A 15,360-nucleotide genomic window follows, 5' to 3' on the forward strand; every position below is an offset into this window, starting at 1 on the left:
TGCGGAGAGGTGTCCGAGTGGTTGAAGGAGCACGCCTGGAAAGTGTGTATACGGCTTAACCCCGTATCGCGGGTTCGACAAATTCGTCTGGAACGAATTTGGACAGCCGTCAGGCTGGCCCCTCGCGCAGCGAGGGGTGAGGCCCAGGAAGGGCCGAACAATCCCGCCCGGTGCGGGGTAGTGTTGAAAGGTTTGTGTTGCGGAGAGGTGTCCGAGTGGTTGAAGGAGCACGCCTGGAAAGTGTGTATACGGCTCAACCCCGTATCGCGGGTTCGACAAATTCGTCGGGAACGAATTTGGACAGCCGCCAGGCTGGCCCCTCGCGCAGCGAGGGGTGAGGCCCAGGAAGGGCCGAACAATCCCGCCCGTGGTCGTGGTGCGAAGAGTTATGCGGAGAGGTGTCCGAGTGGTTGAAGGAGCACGCCTGGAAAGTGTGTATACGGCTTAACCCCGTATCGCGGGTTCGAATCCCGCCCTCTCCGCCAGTTTCTGAACAAGGTGCGACAGCGTGAAGCTGGCGCAAGAGCAAGAGCAGCAAGCGTAATCGTTTGACGTCCATGGTGGCCCCGTCGGTCCCCCCGCGACGATAGTTCGCAAACTCCGCCAGGTCCGGAAGGAAGCAACGGTAGCGAATGATTCGGGTGCCGGGGTGTGGCTGGCGGGGCCGCCGCCATTTTGAAGACATGCTTTACTGACTTACCTGCCGCGACTTGGCACAATTGACCTTCGCCCCAAGGTAGTCAGGCATGTCCTATCAGGTACTCGCCCGCAAGTGGCGCCCGCGCAAGTTCGCCGAACTGGTGGGGCAGGAACACGTGGTGCGCGCGCTGACCAATGCGCTGGACACCGGGCGCATGCACCATGCCTACCTGTTCACCGGCACCCGCGGCGTGGGCAAGACCACCATCGCGCGCATCTTCGCCAAGTCGCTGAACTGCGAGCGCGGTCAGTCGGCCGATCCCTGCGGCGAGTGCGCGGTGTGCACGGCGGTGGACGAGGGGCGCTTCGTCGACCTGCTGGAGATCGACGCGGCCAGCAACACCGGCGTGGACGACGTACGCGAGGTGATCGAGAACGCGCAGTACGCGCCGTCGCGCGGCCGCTTCAAGGTGTACCTGGTCGACGAGGTGCACATGCTGTCGAAGAACGCGTTCAACGCGTTGCTGAAGACGCTGGAGGAGCCGCCGCCGCACGTGAAATTCCTGCTCGCCACCACCGACCCGCAGAAGCTGCCGGTGACGGTGCTGTCGCGCTGCCTGAAGTTCAACCTGAAGCGGCTGCTGCCGGAGCAGATCTCCGGCCAGATGCGGCACATCCTGGGCGCCGAGAACATCGCCTACGAGGACAGCGCGATCGGCGAGCTGGCCCGCGCCGCGGACGGTTCGCTGCGCGACGGCCTGTCGCTGCTGGACCAGGCGATCGCCTACGGCGGCGGCGCGCTGCATGCCGAGGACGTGCGCAACATGCTCGGCAGCGTGGCGCGCGGGCAGGTGATCGGCGTGCTCGATGCGCTGGCCGCTGGCGACGGCGAGCGGCTGCTGGCCGAATGCACGCGGATCGCCTCGTACTCGCCGGATTTCGGTGGCGTGCTGGACGACATCGCCAGCGTGCTGCACCGACTGCAGCTGATCCAGCTGATCCCCGGTTACCGGCCGGAGGACGACAGCGACGACGACGGCGTGCTGATGGCGCTGGCCGAACGCATGACGCCGGAAGACGTGCAGTTGTATTACCAGATCGCCACCTCGGGCCGGCGCGACCTGGCACTGGCGCCGGATGCGCGCACCGGTTTCGAGATGGCGATGTTGCGCATGCTGGCGTTCCGCCCCGGCGATGGCGCACCGGTCGTACGCGCCGAGCGGGCGGCAGCGAGCAGTCAGCCCGCCGCGCCACGGCCAGCTTCGGCCGCGCCGGCACGGACGCCACCCATACCGACGCGTGCGGCGGAAGCGCCGATGCCGCGGACGCCTGCGCCAACTCCCGCGCCAGCCGTGGCTGCTCCGGTAGCGCGTGACGCCGATGGTTTGCCGGATTGGGAGTCCCTGATCGAGCGTGCCGGCCTGCGCGGCCCGTTCAGCGTGCTGGCGCAGAACGCCATCCTGCGCGAACGCGATGGCCAGACCCTGGTGCTGGCCTTGCGACCGGCGCACATGAGCATGGCGGTCGAGCCGATGGTCAGCCAGATGGAGGAGCGCATCGGCAACGCGCTTGGCGAGCGCATCAAGCTGCGCTTTGTCAGCCAGAACCAGGCAACGGGTGCGCAGACTCCGGCCGCTCGCGCCGCGCAGGCACGCGACAGCGCCCAGGCCGCCGCCGAGCAGGCGATCGAGGGCGATCCGCTGGTGCAGTCGCTGAAGCGCGAGTTCGGCGCGCGCGTGGTGCCGCAATCCATCAAACCCTATGACAACGAATCCGGAGCCAGGTGATGAGAGGACAGATCGGCCAGCTGATGCAGCAGGCGCAGCGCATGCAGGAAGACATGAAGCGCGCGCAGGAAGAAATCGCGAAACTCGAAGTCACCGGCAGCGCCGGCGGTGGGCTGGTCAGCGTGGTGATGACCGGTGCGCACGAAGTGCGCCGCGTGCAGATCGACCGGCAGGCGTTCGCGGACGACCCGGAGATGGCCGAGGACCTGGTTGCCGCCGCGATCAACGACGCGGTGAACAAGGTCGCCCAGGCCAGCAAGGACAAGCTCGGCGGCGTCACCGCCGGGATGAACCTGCCGGCCGGTTTCAAGATGCCGTTTTGAGGCCGGGATTCGAGATTCGGGATTCGGGATTGGTAGACGCGGTACGAGGCGGCACATGCATTTGATTTTTCGAATTCCGAATCCCGAATTCCGAATCCCGGACGTTCAATGAGCGGCTCCCCCCTCCTCGCTGACCTGATCGAAGCACTGCGCTGCCTGCCCGGTGTGGGCGGCAAGAGTGCGCAGCGGATGGCCTTCCATCTGCTGGAGCGCGAGCGCGAACGCGGCCTGAAGCTGGCGGCGGTGATGGAGCAGGCGATGCGGCGCATCGGCCATTGCGAGCGCTGCCGCAACTTCAGTGAGGAACCGTTGTGCGCGCTGTGCGCCAGCAGCACCCGCGACCGCCAGGTGCTGTGCGTGGTGGAGTCGCCCACCGATCTGGCGGCGATCGAACAGGCCACCGGTTACCGCGGCCAGTATTTCGTGCTGATGGGACGGCTGTCGCCGCTGGACGGGCTGGGGCCGGAAGAACTGGGGCTGGCGCAACTGGTCCAGCGCCTGGGCGAGGGCGAGATCGAGGAACTGATCATCGCCACCAACCCCACCGTCGAGGGCGAAGCCACCGCGCACTACCTGGCCCAGCTGGCCCGCGCCGGCGGCGTGCGGCCGACCCGGCTGGCGCACGGCGTGCCGCTGGGCGGCGAACTGGAATACGTCGACCGCAACACGCTGGCGCATGCGTTCGGCGGCCGGCAACTGCTCGACTGATTACCGCAGGGGAATGATTATGACCGACACGATTTTCAGCAAGATTGTCCGCCGCGAGATTCCGGCCGACATCGTCTACGAGGACGACGAGGTGCTCGCATTCCGCGACCTGAATCCGCAGGCGCCGGTGCATGTACTGTTCATTCCGAAGCGGCCGTTGGCCACGCTCAACGATGCGACAGCGGGCGACGCCGAGTTGCTCGGCAAGTTGCTGCTGGCCACGGCGGCGTACGCGAAGCAGGAGGGTTTTGCCGAGCAGGGCTACCGCACGGTGATCAACGCCAACGAGGATGGCGGGCAGACCGTGTATCACCTGCACGTGCACCTGCTGGCGGGGCGCCGCATGCACTGGCCGCCGGGCTGAGCATGGCGGCGCCGCGTCCTGCACATGAGAACGCCGGCTCGAAGCCGGCGTTCTCATGTGCGCTTACGGTTTCGGTGCGGGCGGCGGGGGTGGCGGCCGCACCACGATGACCTGGCGGGGATAGTAACCGCCGTAGTAGGGATAACCGCCCCAGTACGGGCCGAAGCCTGGACCCCAGAACGGGTCGTAGAAGCTCGCCGGATAGTTCACCACGACCGGGCGCTTCGGCCACAGGTAGACCACGTCGGCCTCGACGCGCGGGTAGGCGTAGTCGAACTCGCCCACCTTCTGCGACACCGTGCCGTGCAGCGTGCCGGTGACGGTCAGCTCGCGGCCGCGGACGAACACTTCCGGGTCGTAGAAGCCGTCGCGGCAGGCGACGAAGCGGCCCTGGTTCTCGCCGCTGTTGCCGGTTTTCGGACGCGCTTCGCTGTCCAGCGGACGCGACAGCAGGTAGAAGCAGGTCTGCTGCGGGCCCGGTTCGGTCTTGATGATCTCGCCGCCCCAGCGCACGCGCGTGCCGCCGGCGCCACCCTGCTGGGCGCTGGCGGTGGAAATGTCGGTATAAGTGCCTTCCAGCGGCTTCGGAATCGTCGCGCAGCCGGCCAGCAGGGCGAGCGCAGCGGCGAGGGTCAACGGGCGGTACAGGGACATGGGGATCTCTCCATCCAGGGGCGACGGCCTGCGCCGTCGTGTCGGCTCCTATTTGACCACGTCGACGATACGGAAATCCCGCACGGCGTGCTGGAACGCGCGCAATGGTTCAGTCGGTGGTTCGTCGTGGGCATAACGCAGTTCCAGGTAACTCCTCATCAGGCTTGCCAGTTCCTCGCGCTGGCCGGGCAGCGCCCGGGCGGCGCGGCTCAGGTAATGCTGCGGGCCTTCGGCCGGGCGACGCGCGATACCATGGCGCGCGAGCTTCCGCTCCAGCTCGCGCAGCGCGTCGCGCAATGGGTCGCGCGGCTGCCGCCGCAGCAAGGCCCACGCCAGCCCGATCGCGATGAACAGCACCCCGCCGATCGCCAGCAATACGCCCAGCGTCGCCGTGTCGGCGTCGCGGATGCCGAACGGCGTCAGCAGGCCGCGCTGGCGCAGCGCGTCAAAACCGATAACGCCCTGGTCCCACCAGCGGTTGACGATGTCCCAGCGATTGCGCAGGCCCTGCAGCCAGTCGTGGCGATACCAGGCCAACTGGCCGCCGGCGGCGGCCGCCGCGCCCAGCGAGACCCGCTCCGGGCGCACCGCGCCGGTGGGATCCACGCGCACCCAGCCGCGCCCGGCCAGCCATACCTCGCTCCAGGCGTGTGCGTCGGAATAGCGCACCAGCAGGTAGTCGCCGAGCTTGTTCCAGTAGCCGCCCTGGTAGCCGGTGACCACCCGCGCCGGGATGCCGGCGGCGCGCATCAGCACGGTGAACGCCGACGAGTAGTGTTCGCAGAAACCCTCGTGGGTGTCGAACAGAAAGTCGTCCACCGAGTCGCGTCCCAGCGGCGCCGGGGCCAGCGTGTAGCGGAAGCCGCCATCGTGGAACAGCGCCAGCGCGGCCTGCACGATGGCCGCATCGTCGCTGCCGTAGCGCTGCCGCCACTGCGCGGCCAGCGCGTGCGTGCGCGGGTTGAAATCCGCCGGCAGGCTCAGGCCGAGGCGGCGCGAGCGCTCGTCCAGCTCAGGCTGCAGCCGGTAGCGCAGTGCCGACCGTCCGACGTAGTCGAGCGGGTCGTTGACCGGCTTGTCGGCCATCACTTCGCGGTCGGCCTGCAGGGTGGCCTGCGCCGGCGCCTGCAGCGGCACGTCGAGCATCGGCAGCATGCGGTGCCGGGTCGGCTGCAGGCTGATCCGGTAGGGGACCGAACTGGCGACCTCGATCGGCGCCGGTTGCCGCGGCGGCGCGTAGCGCGGGTCGAGGCGGCGCCAGCTGCGGCCGTCGAAATGCCACATCACGTAGGCGCGGAAGTAGCGCTGGTCCGGTGCGGGCGGCGCGCCATCGAAGCTGACCCGCATCGCGGGGTGGTCGTCGGTGAGCAGGTCGGTGAAGTTGCCCGGCGTCATGCTGTCGCTGAGGCCGGTGCGCGCCTGGTCCTGCGCGGGCGCGCCCCACAGCGGCGAGCTCAGCCGCGGCACCAGCAGGAAGGCCAGCAGGGCCAGCGGTAGCGCCGCCGCAGTCAGCGCCAGCGCCGGCAGCAGTGCCCGCGGCAGGCTGGGCGCCGGCAGTTGCCCGGGTTCCAGCGCGCCCAGGGTGGCCAGTGCCGGCAGCAGACTCAGCGCGACCACCACGGTGGTGACCAGGCCCTGGTCGAACAGCAGCGCGACCATCAGGGCGAAGCAGGCGAAGCTGATGCCCACGCGCACGTCGCGTGCGACCTCGGTTTCCAGCAGCTTGAGGATCAGCAGGCCGACCGCCAGCGCCGCGCCCGGCGCGCGGCCGAAAATGTTGCCGTACTGCACGATCACCGCCAGCGTCAGCAGGGCCAGCAGGGGCAGCTTGAGCCAGCGCGGTACCCGGTCGGCGTGGCGCCGCCGCTGCCACCAGCGCCAACCGAGAATCAGCGCCAGCGCGATGGCGAGCCACCACGGCAGGTGCGGCGCGTGCAGCCCGAGCACCAGTGCCATGGTCAGGCTGAGCAGGTCGAACGCACGGGTGTCGATCGGCCGCTCGCTTGGCGGTCGGGGCCGGCGCGGCGTCATGGCAACTGCGCCAGCGCGTTCATGCAGCGCGCGTAGTGCAGCGGGCCGCTGCCGCCGGGGATCTCGTTGCCGGGCAGCCACAGGCTGTAGTGGCGACGCTGGGCCTGGGCCTCGTTCAGCCAGCGCGCCAGCCGGGCGATGCGCGCCTCATTGTCCAGCCCGCCCAGCTGGCGCCAGTCCAGCTGCCATTGCGGGTGGCTTTGCGGCTGCTCGAAGTCCTTCACCAGCAGGTTTTCGTGGCGGGCGCTGGCCTTCCATGCGATGTGCCGCTGCGGGTCGCCGGCGCGGTAGTCGCGTAGCGCGGCCAGTTCGTCGCCGCGATGCAGGCGCATATGACGGGCGTCGTCGGCGCGGGCCTGTGGCGGCGGCCCGGCCGCTTCCGCGCACGGCCAGACCAGCACGGATTGCTCGGGGTGCAACCAACTCCAGGCGCGGAACAGGCCCAGCGGCCAGCTGCTCCACACGCGCAGCCGCGGCAGCGGCTGCCAGCCGCGCCGTTCGGTGGGCAGGGCCAGTTTCACCAGGGCGCTGGCATGGCCGTCGAGCGCAAAGGCGATGGTGCTGGCACCGAGATCGACGCGGATGGCGTTGCGTGGTCGGCGGGAGTCGAACGCGAGGGTGAGCTCGAGTGGCTGGCCGGCGGCCGCGTGGCCGGCGCGGATGTGGCCCAGGCGCAAGCCGTCGAGGCTGCGGAACGCCACCAGCATGCTGGCGGCGCTGGCCGCGCCGAGCAGGCAGGTGAGCAGCAGGCCGGCGTTGTTCGAGTAGTTCAGCGCACCGACCAGCATCACCAGCAGCAGCACGGAAAAGCCGAGACCGAAGGCGGTCGGCACGATATAGATACGCCGCCGGTGCAGTTCGATCGGCAGGCTCTCGGGGCGACGGTAGCGGGTGAGCGCGGGCAGCCGGCGCTCGGCCCGTCGCTGCAGTTGCTGCAGCAGGTCGCGCATCAATCCACCGCCACCTCGGCCAGCAGCTGCCGCGCCAGCGTGTCGCCATTGGCGCCGCGCGCCGGCAGCAGGCGATGCGCGGCCAGCGGCACGAACAGCGCCTGGATGTCTTCCGGCAGCACGTGGCCGCGGCCGCTGAGCAGCGCCCACGCACGTGCCGCGGCGAGCAGCGCCAGGCCGGCGCGTGGCGACAGGCCCACGCGGATATCGGCATGGCGTCGGCTGGCGGCGAGCAGCGCCTGCAGGTAGTCGAGCAGGGCGCTGCTGGCGGTGATCGCCTGCGCCTGCCGGTACAGCGCGAGCAGCGCCGCGCCGTCGAGTTGCGGCATCAGCTGGGCCAGCAGGTCACGGCGGTCGCTGCCGGTGAGCAGGGCGCGCTCGGCGGTGGCATCCGGATAGTCCAGCGACAGCCGCAGCATGAAGCGGTCGAGTTGCGAGTCGGGTAGCGGAAAGGTGCCGTTGAGGTCCAGCGGATTCTGCGTGGCGACCACGAAGAACGGCTGCGCCAGCGCGTGCGTCTGGCCGTCCACGGTGACCTGGCCCTCGGCCATCGCCTCCAGCAGCGCGCTCTGCGTCTTCGGGCTGGCGCGGTTGATCTCGTCGGCCAGCAGCAGGCCGGTGAAGATCGGGCCGGGGTGGAAGCGGAACTGGCCGGTTTCGCGTTCGTACACACTGACCCCGATGATGTCCGACGGCAGCAGGTCGCTGGTGAACTGCACACGCTGGAATTCCAGCGCGAAGGTGGCCGCCAGCGCGTGCGCCAGGGTGGTCTTGCCCACGCCGGGCACGTCCTCCAGCAGCAGGTGGCCGCCGGCAATCAGGCAGGTGAAGGCGAGTTTCACCTGGCGCGGCTTGCCCAGCAGCACGCGGTTGACCTGGGCCATTGCGGCGTCCAGTCGCTGCTGCAGCGGTTCGTCGTGGGGCTGGGTCAGTGCGGACATGAAGCTCCGTTCCTCAAGCATGGGCAGGTGGCTGGAGGCAGTGTAGCCGCCGCTTCAGGGCAGCTCGACGCCAGCCTCGCGCAGCAGCCGCGCCAACGCGATCAGCGGCAGGCCGATCAGTGCGCTGGGGTCGCAGTTGTCGATCGCCTCGAACAGGCTGATGCCGAGGCCTTCGCATTTGAAGCTGCCGGCGCAGTCCAGCGGCTGTTCGCGTTCGACGTAGCGGGTGATCTCCGCCGCGTCCAGTTCGCGGAAACGCACGCGGGTATGGTCGACGTGGGTATGCCGGCGGCCATTGCGGGTGTCGAGCAGGCACAGCGCGGTGTGGAAATGCACTTCGCGGCCGGAGCTGGCAGCGAGCTGGGCGCGGGCGTGTTCGGCGTTGCCGGGCTTGTCGAGGATCAGCCCGTCGAGTTCGGCGACCTGGTCGGAGCCGATCACCAGCGCGCCGGGATGTTCCCGCGCCACCGCTTCGGCCTTGGCGATCGCCAGGCGCAGGGCGCGTGCGGCGGGAGGCTCGTCCGGCTGCGGGGTTTCGTCGGTGCCGGGCGCGGCCTGCTCGAAATCCGGGAGCAGCCGGCGCAGCAGTTCGGCGCGGTAGCGCGAGGTCGAACCCAGCACGATGCATGGTATCTGCAGCGCGCTCATGTGTCCGATTCGCGCCGGATGTGTTCGCGCATCGCGCTGTTGAGATCGGTCTGGGCCTGATCGAGGGCCTTCAGCAATGGCTGCAGGCGGTCGCGAGTACCGCGCATCGAGGCGGCGGCTTCGTCCAGTTCATGCTGGCTGGCGCGCGGCGAGCGGTCGCGGATCCACAGGCGCTGCTGCAGCAGCGCGCGCAGGCCGGCGTCGATCGCGTGCTGCGCGTCCTGTTCGCTGGCGGCCGGCAGGTCGGGATTGAGCGACATCACCGCATGCGCCTGCTGCAGGCCGCTGCGACAGGTTTTCAGGTCGGTTTCCAGCCGGTCGGCCAGGTCGAGCAGGGTCTTGAGGCTGCTGCCGCGCCTTGTCTGGCGCCGGCGCAGCAGCATGGCGGCGGCCACCAGGGCAATCAGCAGCGCCAGCAGCACGACGGCACCGAGCGTCAGATAGGAATTCAAGGGCGGGGGCTCGGGCAACGGGATGTTCAGTCTGCCCCATCGGAGCGGGATCAGGCAAAATGAGCGCCGGCGGGACGGGGCGATGCCGTTCCGGCGCCGCGTCGGTTGACTTCGCGCGGTGTCGAACCTAACATTCCGCAATTATGTCCGTGACACTGCCAGAGTCCGTGGACGCTTGGCGCATGGTCTCGGCGCGGCGTTCGTTCGAGGGAACGCTACCCATCGCGGCCCTGTCCCGCCTGTGTGGAGTATTGGCGGACACCGATGGACAGCTGCAGTACGGGCTGGATTTCGGCCGTGACGAGCTGGACATCAGCTATGTCGACGTTCATGTGCGGGCTTCGCTGGCGCTCGTGTGCCAGCGCACGCTGGAGCCGTTCAAGCTGCCGGTGGCGGTGGATACCCGGCTTGGCCTGATCCGGCAGGAGCGCGACGAGGCTGGCTTGCCGCCGGATTGCGAGCCGCTGCTGGTGGCCGAGGATGGCCGCTTGAACCCGGCGGATGTGATTGAAGACGAATTGCTGTTGGTGCTGCCGCTGGTTCCGGTCAACCCGGACAGCAGCCTGCCCGACGAAGTGACAGGCCATGAACCGGACCGTTCCGGCGAGGGGCATTCCGAAAGTCCGTTCGCGGTGTTGCGCGAACTGAAGAAGTAACCGCTGGTCCGGATCACCCGATCCGGGCCATGACGCAACAGATCACCTTAGTTTCAACCATCGAGTTTCAGCTGGAGAACCATCATGGCCGTTGCCAAGAGCCGCCGTACCCCGTCCACCCGCGGCATGCGTCGTGCGCACGACGCGCTGAAGACCGTGCAGCTGTCCACCGACCCGACCAGCGGCGAGGTGCATCAGCGCCACCACGTCACCAAGGACGGCTACTACCGCGGCAAGAAAGTGATCGAGACCAAGGGCGCGGTGTCGGTCGAGGATTGATCGGCTTCGCGGAGCCCCGCGGGGTTCCCGGATTCCGGTCAGGCGAGACGGCGCGGCAACGCGCCGTTTTGCGTTGACGGACACCACGAATGACGCAGGGGACGGTTGCGCTGGCGCCGTTCAAGGCGTTCAATCCTTCGTTTACGTTGATGGACAGCCGAATGGCCCAGATCTATTCCCGCATCATCGCCACCGGCAGTGCGTTGCCCGAGCGCGTGGTAACCAACGCCGATCTGGAAAAGATCGTCGACACCAGTGACGAGTGGATCCGCACCCGCACCGGCATCCGCCAGCGCCATATCGCCGCCGACGGCGAGACCACCGGCGACCTGGCTTTCCGCGCCGCGCAGAATGCGCTGGAAGCGGCAGGCGTCAGGGCATCCGAACTCGACCTGATCGTGCTGGGCACGACCACGCCGGACATCATCTTCCCGTCCACCGCCTGCCTGGTGCAGGATCGCCTCGGTGCGAACGGCTGCGCCGCGTTCGACGTCAACGCGGCCTGCTCGGGCTTCATGTACGCACTTGGCATCGCCGACAAATTCATCAGGAGCGGCCAGTCGAAGAAGGCGCTGGTGATCGGCGCCGAGACGCTGACCCGGATGGTCGACTGGGGCGAGCGCGAGACCTGCGTGCTGTTCGGCGACGGCGCCGGCGCCGTGGTGCTGGAAGCTGCCAGCGAACCGGGCGTCTACGCCACCTGCCTGCACGCCGACGGCGGCTACAAGGAACTGCTGTGGAACCCGGTCGGCGTGTCGGCCGGCTTCAAGGACGAGCCGAACCACGGCGTGCGTATCCGCATGGCCGGTCGCGAGGTGTTCAAGGTCGCGGTGAAGACGCTCGACTCGCTGGTCGGCGAGACCCTGCATGCCGCCGGCATGGACGAGTCGCAGGTGGATTGGCTGATTCCGCACCAGGCCAACCTGCGCATCATCGAGGCGACCGCGAAGCGGCTGAACATGTCGATGGAGCGCGTCATCGTGACAGTCGACAAGCATGCCAACACCTCGTCCGGTTCAGTACCGCTGGCGCTGGACTACGCGGTACGCTCGGGCAAGGTGCAGCGCGGCCAGAACCTGCTGCTGGAGGCGTTCGGCGGCGGCTTCACCTGGGCGTCGGCACTGCTGCGCTATTGAGCCCCACGGTCCCGGGGCGCTCTCCACGATGCTGCGCACTTGGGCGTCGTCGTGTTTTGTGTCCCGGAAAACGTTGAATACAGCTGCGTACGGCCGGCAATGCTGGCACCATGGTGGTTTTCGTCGACGGGGTTCGCCCATCCCATGAGTTCCATTGCCGCTACGCTCGCTTTCGTTTTCCCCGGCCAGGGTTCGCAATCGGTCGGCATGCTGGCCGAGCTGGCGGCAGCGCACGCTGAAGTGCAGGCTGCGTTCGAGGAAGCCTCGCAGGGCGCCGGCGTCGACCTGTGGGCGCTGAGCCAGGGGCAGGAAGAACAGCTCAACCGCACCGAGAACACCCAGCCGGCACTGCTGGCCGCCAGCGTGGCGGTGTGGCGCGTGTGGCAAAAGCTCGGCGGCGCACAGCCGGCGCAGCTGTCCGGCCACAGCCTGGGCGAGTACAGCGCGCTGGTCTGCGCCGGCGCGCTGTCGCTGCATGACGCGGCGGCGCTGGTGGCCGAGCGTGGCCGGCTGATGCAGGCGGCGGTACCGGCGGGGGTGGGCGCGATGGCGGCGATTCTCGGCGGCGACGACGCGCAGATCGCGCAGGTATGCGCGGAAGTGGCACAGGGCCAGGTGGTGGCCCCGGCCAACTACAATTCGCCGGGACAGCTGGTGATCGCCGGCAACGTCGAGGCGGTGGACCGCGCGCTGGCCCGGCTCGCCGAGCTGGGCGTGAAGAAGGCGATCAAGCTGGCCGTGTCGGTGCCTTCGCACTGCATGCTGATGCGCGAGGCTGCCGACCGCCTGGGCGAGCGCATGGCCGCGATCGACTGGCAGCTGCCGTCGACCCCGGTGATCCAGAACGCCGAGGCGAGGAGCTACGCCACGCTCGACGGGATCCGCGGCGCGCTGCAGCGCCAGCTGTACCTGCCGGTGCGCTGGACCGAATGCGTGCAGGCACTGGCCGCCGGCGGTGCCACCCGCGTCGCCGAATGCGGTCCGGGCAAGGTGCTGGCTGGCCTGATCAAGCGCATCGACAAGAGCATCGAGGCGCGTGCGATCGGCACTCCGGCCGAACTCGATGCCGCCCGCGCCGAATGGGCGTGAACACAGATTCCGATTCCGAAGGAACGATCCATGAGCAAACCACTGCAGGGTGAAATCGTGCTGGTCACCGGCGCCAGCCGCGGCATCGGCGCGGCGATCGCGGACGAGCTGGCGGCGATGGGCGCCACCGTGATCGGCACCGCCACCAGCGAAGGCGGCGCGGCCGCGATCGGCGATCGGCTCGCCGCGCATGGCGGCCACGGCCGCGTGCTGAACGTCACCGACGGCGCTGCGGTCGAGGGCCTGGTCGAAGCGATCGCGAAGGAATTCGGCGCGGTCTCGATCCTGGTCAACAACGCCGGCATCACCCGCGACCAGTTGCTGCTGCGCATGAAGGACGAGGACTGGCAGGCGATCATCGACACCAATCTCACCTCGGTCTACCGCACCTCCAAGGCAGTGCTGCGCGGCATGATGAAGGCGCGCAAAGGCCGCATCATCTCGATTGCCTCGGTGATCGGACTCACCGGCAACCCGGGCCAGGCCAACTACGCGGCGGCCAAGGCGGGGATCATCGCGTTCTCCAAGTCGCTGGCGCGCGAGATCGGCGGCCGCGGCATCACCGTCAACGTGGTGGCGCCGGGCTTCATCGACACCGACATGACGCGCGCACTCCCCGAGGAGTCGAAGCAGGCGCTGCTCGGCCAGATCGCGTTGGGGCGGCTGGGTGAGGTGACGGACATCGCCAAGGCAGTGGGTTTCCTGGCTTCGCCGGCGGCAGCCTACATCACCGGGGAAACCCTGCACGTCAACGGCGGCATGTACATGCCGTAGCTCGGATGGACGCAGTTGTCGCCAGCGAACCCGTTTTGGGCGACAATTGCGCTTTCGCGCCGGTCATGGGGGACAGCGTGCCTTCGTCATCGGCCAGGCGTGGCGGCCTCGCGGTTTAGCCACTACAATGCGCCGGCCTTTCGCGGGCCTCGCGCCGGCACAGACAATCAATTACTCCCTTGAGAGGTATGGGCAACATGAGCACCATCGAAGAGCGCGTCAAGAAAATCGTCGTCGAGCAGCTCGGCGTGAAGGAAGATGAAGTCACGGCGAACGCTTCGTTCGTGGACGATCTGGGCGCAGATTCGCTGGACACGGTGGAGCTGGTGATGGCGCTCGAGGAAGAGTTCGAGACCGAGATTCCCGACGAGGACGCCGAGAAGATCACCACCGTGCAGCAGGCCGTCGACTACATCAAGGCCCACTCCAAGGATTGATCGCCACGGAATTGATCGCCGCCGACCGGGCCGGCCTGCTTCGCGCGGGTCGACCCATTCACGCGGCGGCACCGAACGCTGCGCCTTCTTGGCGCAGTTTTCGTTTCTGCAATTTGTAACGTCCAACCCCGTATGGTGGGCAGGACGCCCGCCAGGCACGATCGGGCGACGTCCCTGCGAGCTGCGCGGGACGGCTGCCGGCAGCGGCAGATCCACGCAATCACCCAAGGAACATCAGCATGAGCAAGCGACGTGTAGTAGTGACCGGCATGGGCATCATCTCGCCGGTCGGCAACGACATCGCCAGCGCCTGGGATCGTGTGCTCAAGGGCGTCAGCGGCATCGGCCCGGTCACCCACTTCGACACTTCCGCTTATTCCACGCGCATCGCCGGCCAGGTCAGCGGCTTCGATCCGGCCGAGTGGATGCCGCTCAAGGACGTCAAGAAGATGGACCCGTTCATCCACTACGGCGTGGCGGCGGGCACCCAGGCCCTGCGCGATTCCGGGCTGGAAGTGACCGAAGCGAACGCGCCGCGCATCGGCGTGGCGGTGGGCGCCGGCATCGGCGGCCTGTACACGATCGAGGCGACCACGCTGGAGCTGGCGGCGAAGGGTCCGCGCCGGGTCTCGCCGTTCTACGTGCCCAGCTCGATCATCAACATGGTCTCGGGCCAGCTGTCGATCATGTTCGGCCTGAAGGGCCCGAACATCGCCTGCGTCACCGCCTGCACCACCGGCGCGCACAACATCGGCCTGGCCGCGCGGATGATCCAGTACGGCGATGCCGACGCGATGATCGCCGGCGGCGCCGAGTTCGCCACCACCGGCACCGCGATGGCCGGCTTCTGCTCGGCCAAGGCGATGTCCACCCGCAACGACGAGCCGGCCAAGGCCAGCCGTCCGTGGGACAAGGATCGCGACGGTTTCGTGCTGTCCGACGGCGCCGGCGTGCTGATGCTGGAGGAGTACGAACACGCCAAGGCCCGCGGCGCGCGCATCTACGCCGAGCTGGTCGGCTTCGGCATGAGTGGCGACGCGTTCCACATGACCGCGCCGAGCGAGGGCGGCGAAGGCGCAGCGCGCTGCATCCAGACCGCACTGGACGACGCCGGCCTCAATCCGGCCGAGGTGCAGTACATCAACGCGCACGGTACCTCCACGCCGCTGGGCGACCTGGGCGAGGTGATGGCGGCGAAGAAGGTGTTCGGCGACCATGCGTACAAGCTGGCGATGAGCTCGACCAAGTCCACCACCGGCCACCTGCTCGGTGCGGCCGGCGGCGTCGAGGCGATCTTCAGCATCCTGGCGCTGCGCGACCAGGTGCTGCCGCCGACGATCAACCTGGACGAGCCGGGCGAGGGCTGCGACCTCGATTTCGTGGCGAATACCGCACGCGAGGCGAAGGTCGAGGTGGCGCTCTCCAACTCGTTTGGTTTCGGCGGCACCAACGGCACGCTGGCCTTCCGCCGCGTCTGACTGATCGCTTGGGC

At 68.4% G+C, this 15,360-nt stretch carries 17 protein-coding genes, 2 tRNA genes and 1 other RNA gene; 14 read left to right on the top strand and 6 right to left on the bottom strand.

Annotation, left to right across the window (positions count from 1 at the left end; all coding sequences use genetic code 11):
* Nucleotides 1–6: 6 nt before the first annotated feature.
* From AC3WTD_RS03465 to AC3WTD_RS03495, 7 genes are all read left to right on the top strand, one after another.
* A tRNA-Ser gene (locus AC3WTD_RS03465) sits at nt 7–118 on the top strand.
* Nucleotides 119–392: 274 nt separating this feature from the next.
* Nucleotides 393–485: transfer RNA gene (locus AC3WTD_RS03470), tRNA-Ser, on the top strand.
* A gap of 82 nt (nt 486–567) precedes the next feature.
* Nucleotides 568–664: signal recognition particle sRNA small type (gene ffs / locus AC3WTD_RS03475), an RNA gene on the top strand.
* A gap of 82 nt (nt 665–746) precedes the next feature.
* Entirely contained in the window at nt 747–2,426 is a 1,680-nt protein-coding gene (dnaX, locus tag AC3WTD_RS03480; RefSeq protein WP_492612917.1) for a DNA polymerase III subunit gamma/tau, read from the top strand.
* A complete protein-coding gene (locus AC3WTD_RS03485) occupies nt 2,426–2,749 on the top strand; it encodes a YbaB/EbfC family nucleoid-associated protein (RefSeq protein ID WP_027492155.1) in 324 nt (107 codons plus the stop codon). Before dnaX ends, AC3WTD_RS03485 begins: the two co-directional genes overlap by 1 nt.
* A gap of 108 nt (nt 2,750–2,857) precedes the next feature.
* A complete protein-coding gene (gene recR / locus AC3WTD_RS03490; protein ID WP_027492156.1) occupies nt 2,858–3,457 on the top strand; it encodes a recombination mediator RecR in 600 nt (199 codons plus the stop codon).
* Between the two features lie 19 nt (nt 3,458–3,476).
* Nucleotides 3,477–3,821: a histidine triad nucleotide-binding protein gene (locus AC3WTD_RS03495; RefSeq protein ID WP_027492157.1), complete on the top strand. Its 345-nt coding sequence runs from the start codon at nt 3,477–3,479 to the stop codon at nt 3,819–3,821.
* Nucleotides 3,822–3,884: 63 nt separating this feature from the next.
* On the opposite strand, the gene AC3WTD_RS03500 is transcribed toward AC3WTD_RS03495, so the two are convergent.
* The 6 genes from AC3WTD_RS03500 to AC3WTD_RS03525 are packed head-to-tail and all read right to left on the bottom strand — an operon-like array spanning nt 3,885 to nt 9,497.
* Nucleotides 3,885–4,475: a Slp family lipoprotein gene (locus tag AC3WTD_RS03500; protein WP_492612918.1), complete on the bottom strand. Its 591-nt coding sequence runs from the start codon at nt 4,473–4,475 to the stop codon at nt 3,885–3,887.
* A 48-nt stretch (nt 4,476–4,523) separates the two neighbouring features.
* Entirely contained in the window at nt 4,524–6,506 is a 1,983-nt protein-coding gene (locus AC3WTD_RS03505; RefSeq protein WP_492612919.1) for a transglutaminase TgpA family protein, read from the bottom strand.
* The gene (locus AC3WTD_RS03510) at nt 6,503–7,456 is read right to left on the bottom strand and encodes a DUF58 domain-containing protein (RefSeq protein ID WP_492612920.1); all 954 of its coding nucleotides are present in this window, start codon (nt 7,454–7,456) and stop codon (nt 6,503–6,505) included. The genes AC3WTD_RS03505 and AC3WTD_RS03510 overlap by 4 nt, the downstream gene beginning before the upstream one ends.
* Nucleotides 7,456–8,397: an AAA family ATPase gene (locus AC3WTD_RS03515; protein ID WP_369491220.1), complete on the bottom strand. Its 942-nt coding sequence runs from the start codon at nt 8,395–8,397 to the stop codon at nt 7,456–7,458. Before AC3WTD_RS03515 ends, AC3WTD_RS03510 begins: the two co-directional genes overlap by 1 nt.
* 54 nt (nt 8,398–8,451) lie before the next feature.
* Entirely contained in the window at nt 8,452–9,045 is a 594-nt protein-coding gene (locus tag AC3WTD_RS03520; RefSeq protein ID WP_492612921.1) for a Maf family protein, read from the bottom strand.
* Nucleotides 9,042–9,497 (bottom strand): hypothetical protein, encoded by a 456-nt coding sequence (locus AC3WTD_RS03525; RefSeq protein ID WP_492612922.1) that lies wholly within the window; start codon nt 9,495–9,497, stop codon nt 9,042–9,044. The genes AC3WTD_RS03520 and AC3WTD_RS03525 overlap by 4 nt, the downstream gene beginning before the upstream one ends.
* A gap of 182 nt (nt 9,498–9,679) precedes the next feature.
* Here AC3WTD_RS03525 and AC3WTD_RS03530 point away from each other — a divergent pair, with 182 nt between their 5' ends.
* The 7 genes from AC3WTD_RS03530 (at nt 9,680) to fabF (ending at nt 15,346) form a co-directional block, all read left to right on the top strand.
* Nucleotides 9,680–10,153 (top strand): YceD family protein, encoded by a 474-nt coding sequence (locus AC3WTD_RS03530; RefSeq protein ID WP_492612923.1) that lies wholly within the window; start codon nt 9,680–9,682, stop codon nt 10,151–10,153.
* 84 nt (nt 10,154–10,237) lie between these two features.
* Nucleotides 10,238–10,432 carry a 50S ribosomal protein L32 gene (rpmF, locus tag AC3WTD_RS03535; RefSeq protein WP_007513171.1) on the top strand — a complete coding sequence of 65 codons (195 nt, stop codon included), beginning with the start codon at nt 10,238–10,240 and terminating at the stop codon, nt 10,430–10,432.
* A 161-nt stretch (nt 10,433–10,593) separates the two neighbouring features.
* Nucleotides 10,594–11,568 (top strand): beta-ketoacyl-ACP synthase III, encoded by a 975-nt coding sequence (locus AC3WTD_RS03540; RefSeq protein WP_027492164.1) that lies wholly within the window; start codon nt 10,594–10,596, stop codon nt 11,566–11,568.
* A 144-nt stretch (nt 11,569–11,712) separates the two neighbouring features.
* A complete protein-coding gene (gene fabD / locus AC3WTD_RS03545) occupies nt 11,713–12,657 on the top strand; it encodes an ACP S-malonyltransferase (RefSeq protein ID WP_492612924.1) in 945 nt (314 codons plus the stop codon).
* Between the two features lie 30 nt (nt 12,658–12,687).
* Nucleotides 12,688–13,431: a 3-oxoacyl-ACP reductase FabG gene (gene fabG / locus AC3WTD_RS03550; protein WP_027492166.1), complete on the top strand. Its 744-nt coding sequence runs from the start codon at nt 12,688–12,690 to the stop codon at nt 13,429–13,431.
* Nucleotides 13,432–13,628: 197 nt separating this feature from the next.
* Nucleotides 13,629–13,868 carry an acyl carrier protein gene (acpP, locus tag AC3WTD_RS03555; RefSeq protein WP_007513179.1) on the top strand — a complete coding sequence of 80 codons (240 nt, stop codon included), beginning with the start codon at nt 13,629–13,631 and terminating at the stop codon, nt 13,866–13,868.
* A gap of 239 nt (nt 13,869–14,107) precedes the next feature.
* Nucleotides 14,108–15,346 carry a beta-ketoacyl-ACP synthase II gene (gene fabF / locus AC3WTD_RS03560; RefSeq protein WP_027492167.1) on the top strand — a complete coding sequence of 413 codons (1,239 nt, stop codon included), beginning with the start codon at nt 14,108–14,110 and terminating at the stop codon, nt 15,344–15,346.
* Nucleotides 15,347–15,360: the final 14 nt, after the last annotated feature.

It is taken from the genome of Rhodanobacter sp. FW106-PBR-R2A-1-15 (genome assembly GCF_058789735.1).

What these genes read in the sequence shown, in the direction of transcription:
- AC3WTD_RS03505 (WP_492612919.1), bottom strand. Translation starts at nt 6,506, where the DNA reads ATGACGCCGCGCCGGCCCCGACCGCCAAGCGAGCGGCCGATCGACACC.
- rpmF (WP_007513171.1), top strand. Translation starts at nt 10,238, where the DNA reads ATGGCCGTTGCCAAGAGCCGCCGTACCCCGTCCACCCGCGGCATGCGT.
- AC3WTD_RS03520 (WP_492612921.1), bottom strand. Translation starts at nt 9,045, where the DNA reads ATGAGCGCGCTGCAGATACCATGCATCGTGCTGGGTTCGACCTCGCGC.
- AC3WTD_RS03540 (WP_027492164.1), top strand. Translation starts at nt 10,594, where the DNA reads ATGGCCCAGATCTATTCCCGCATCATCGCCACCGGCAGTGCGTTGCCC.
- fabD (WP_492612924.1), top strand. Translation starts at nt 11,713, where the DNA reads ATGAGTTCCATTGCCGCTACGCTCGCTTTCGTTTTCCCCGGCCAGGGT.
- AC3WTD_RS03485 (WP_027492155.1), top strand. Translation starts at nt 2,426, where the DNA reads ATGAGAGGACAGATCGGCCAGCTGATGCAGCAGGCGCAGCGCATGCAG.
- AC3WTD_RS03500 (WP_492612918.1), bottom strand. Translation starts at nt 4,475, where the DNA reads ATGTCCCTGTACCGCCCGTTGACCCTCGCCGCTGCGCTCGCCCTGCTG.
- fabG (WP_027492166.1), top strand. Translation starts at nt 12,688, where the DNA reads ATGAGCAAACCACTGCAGGGTGAAATCGTGCTGGTCACCGGCGCCAGC.
- AC3WTD_RS03495 (WP_027492157.1), top strand. Translation starts at nt 3,477, where the DNA reads ATGACCGACACGATTTTCAGCAAGATTGTCCGCCGCGAGATTCCGGCC.
- AC3WTD_RS03530 (WP_492612923.1), top strand. Translation starts at nt 9,680, where the DNA reads ATGGTCTCGGCGCGGCGTTCGTTCGAGGGAACGCTACCCATCGCGGCC.
- acpP (WP_007513179.1), top strand. Translation starts at nt 13,629, where the DNA reads ATGAGCACCATCGAAGAGCGCGTCAAGAAAATCGTCGTCGAGCAGCTC.
- dnaX (WP_492612917.1), top strand. Translation starts at nt 747, where the DNA reads ATGTCCTATCAGGTACTCGCCCGCAAGTGGCGCCCGCGCAAGTTCGCC.
- AC3WTD_RS03510 (WP_492612920.1), bottom strand. Translation starts at nt 7,456, where the DNA reads ATGCGCGACCTGCTGCAGCAACTGCAGCGACGGGCCGAGCGCCGGCTG.
- recR (WP_027492156.1), top strand. Translation starts at nt 2,858, where the DNA reads ATGAGCGGCTCCCCCCTCCTCGCTGACCTGATCGAAGCACTGCGCTGC.
- AC3WTD_RS03515 (WP_369491220.1), bottom strand. Translation starts at nt 8,397, where the DNA reads ATGTCCGCACTGACCCAGCCCCACGACGAACCGCTGCAGCAGCGACTG.
- fabF (WP_027492167.1), top strand. Translation starts at nt 14,108, where the DNA reads ATGAGCAAGCGACGTGTAGTAGTGACCGGCATGGGCATCATCTCGCCG.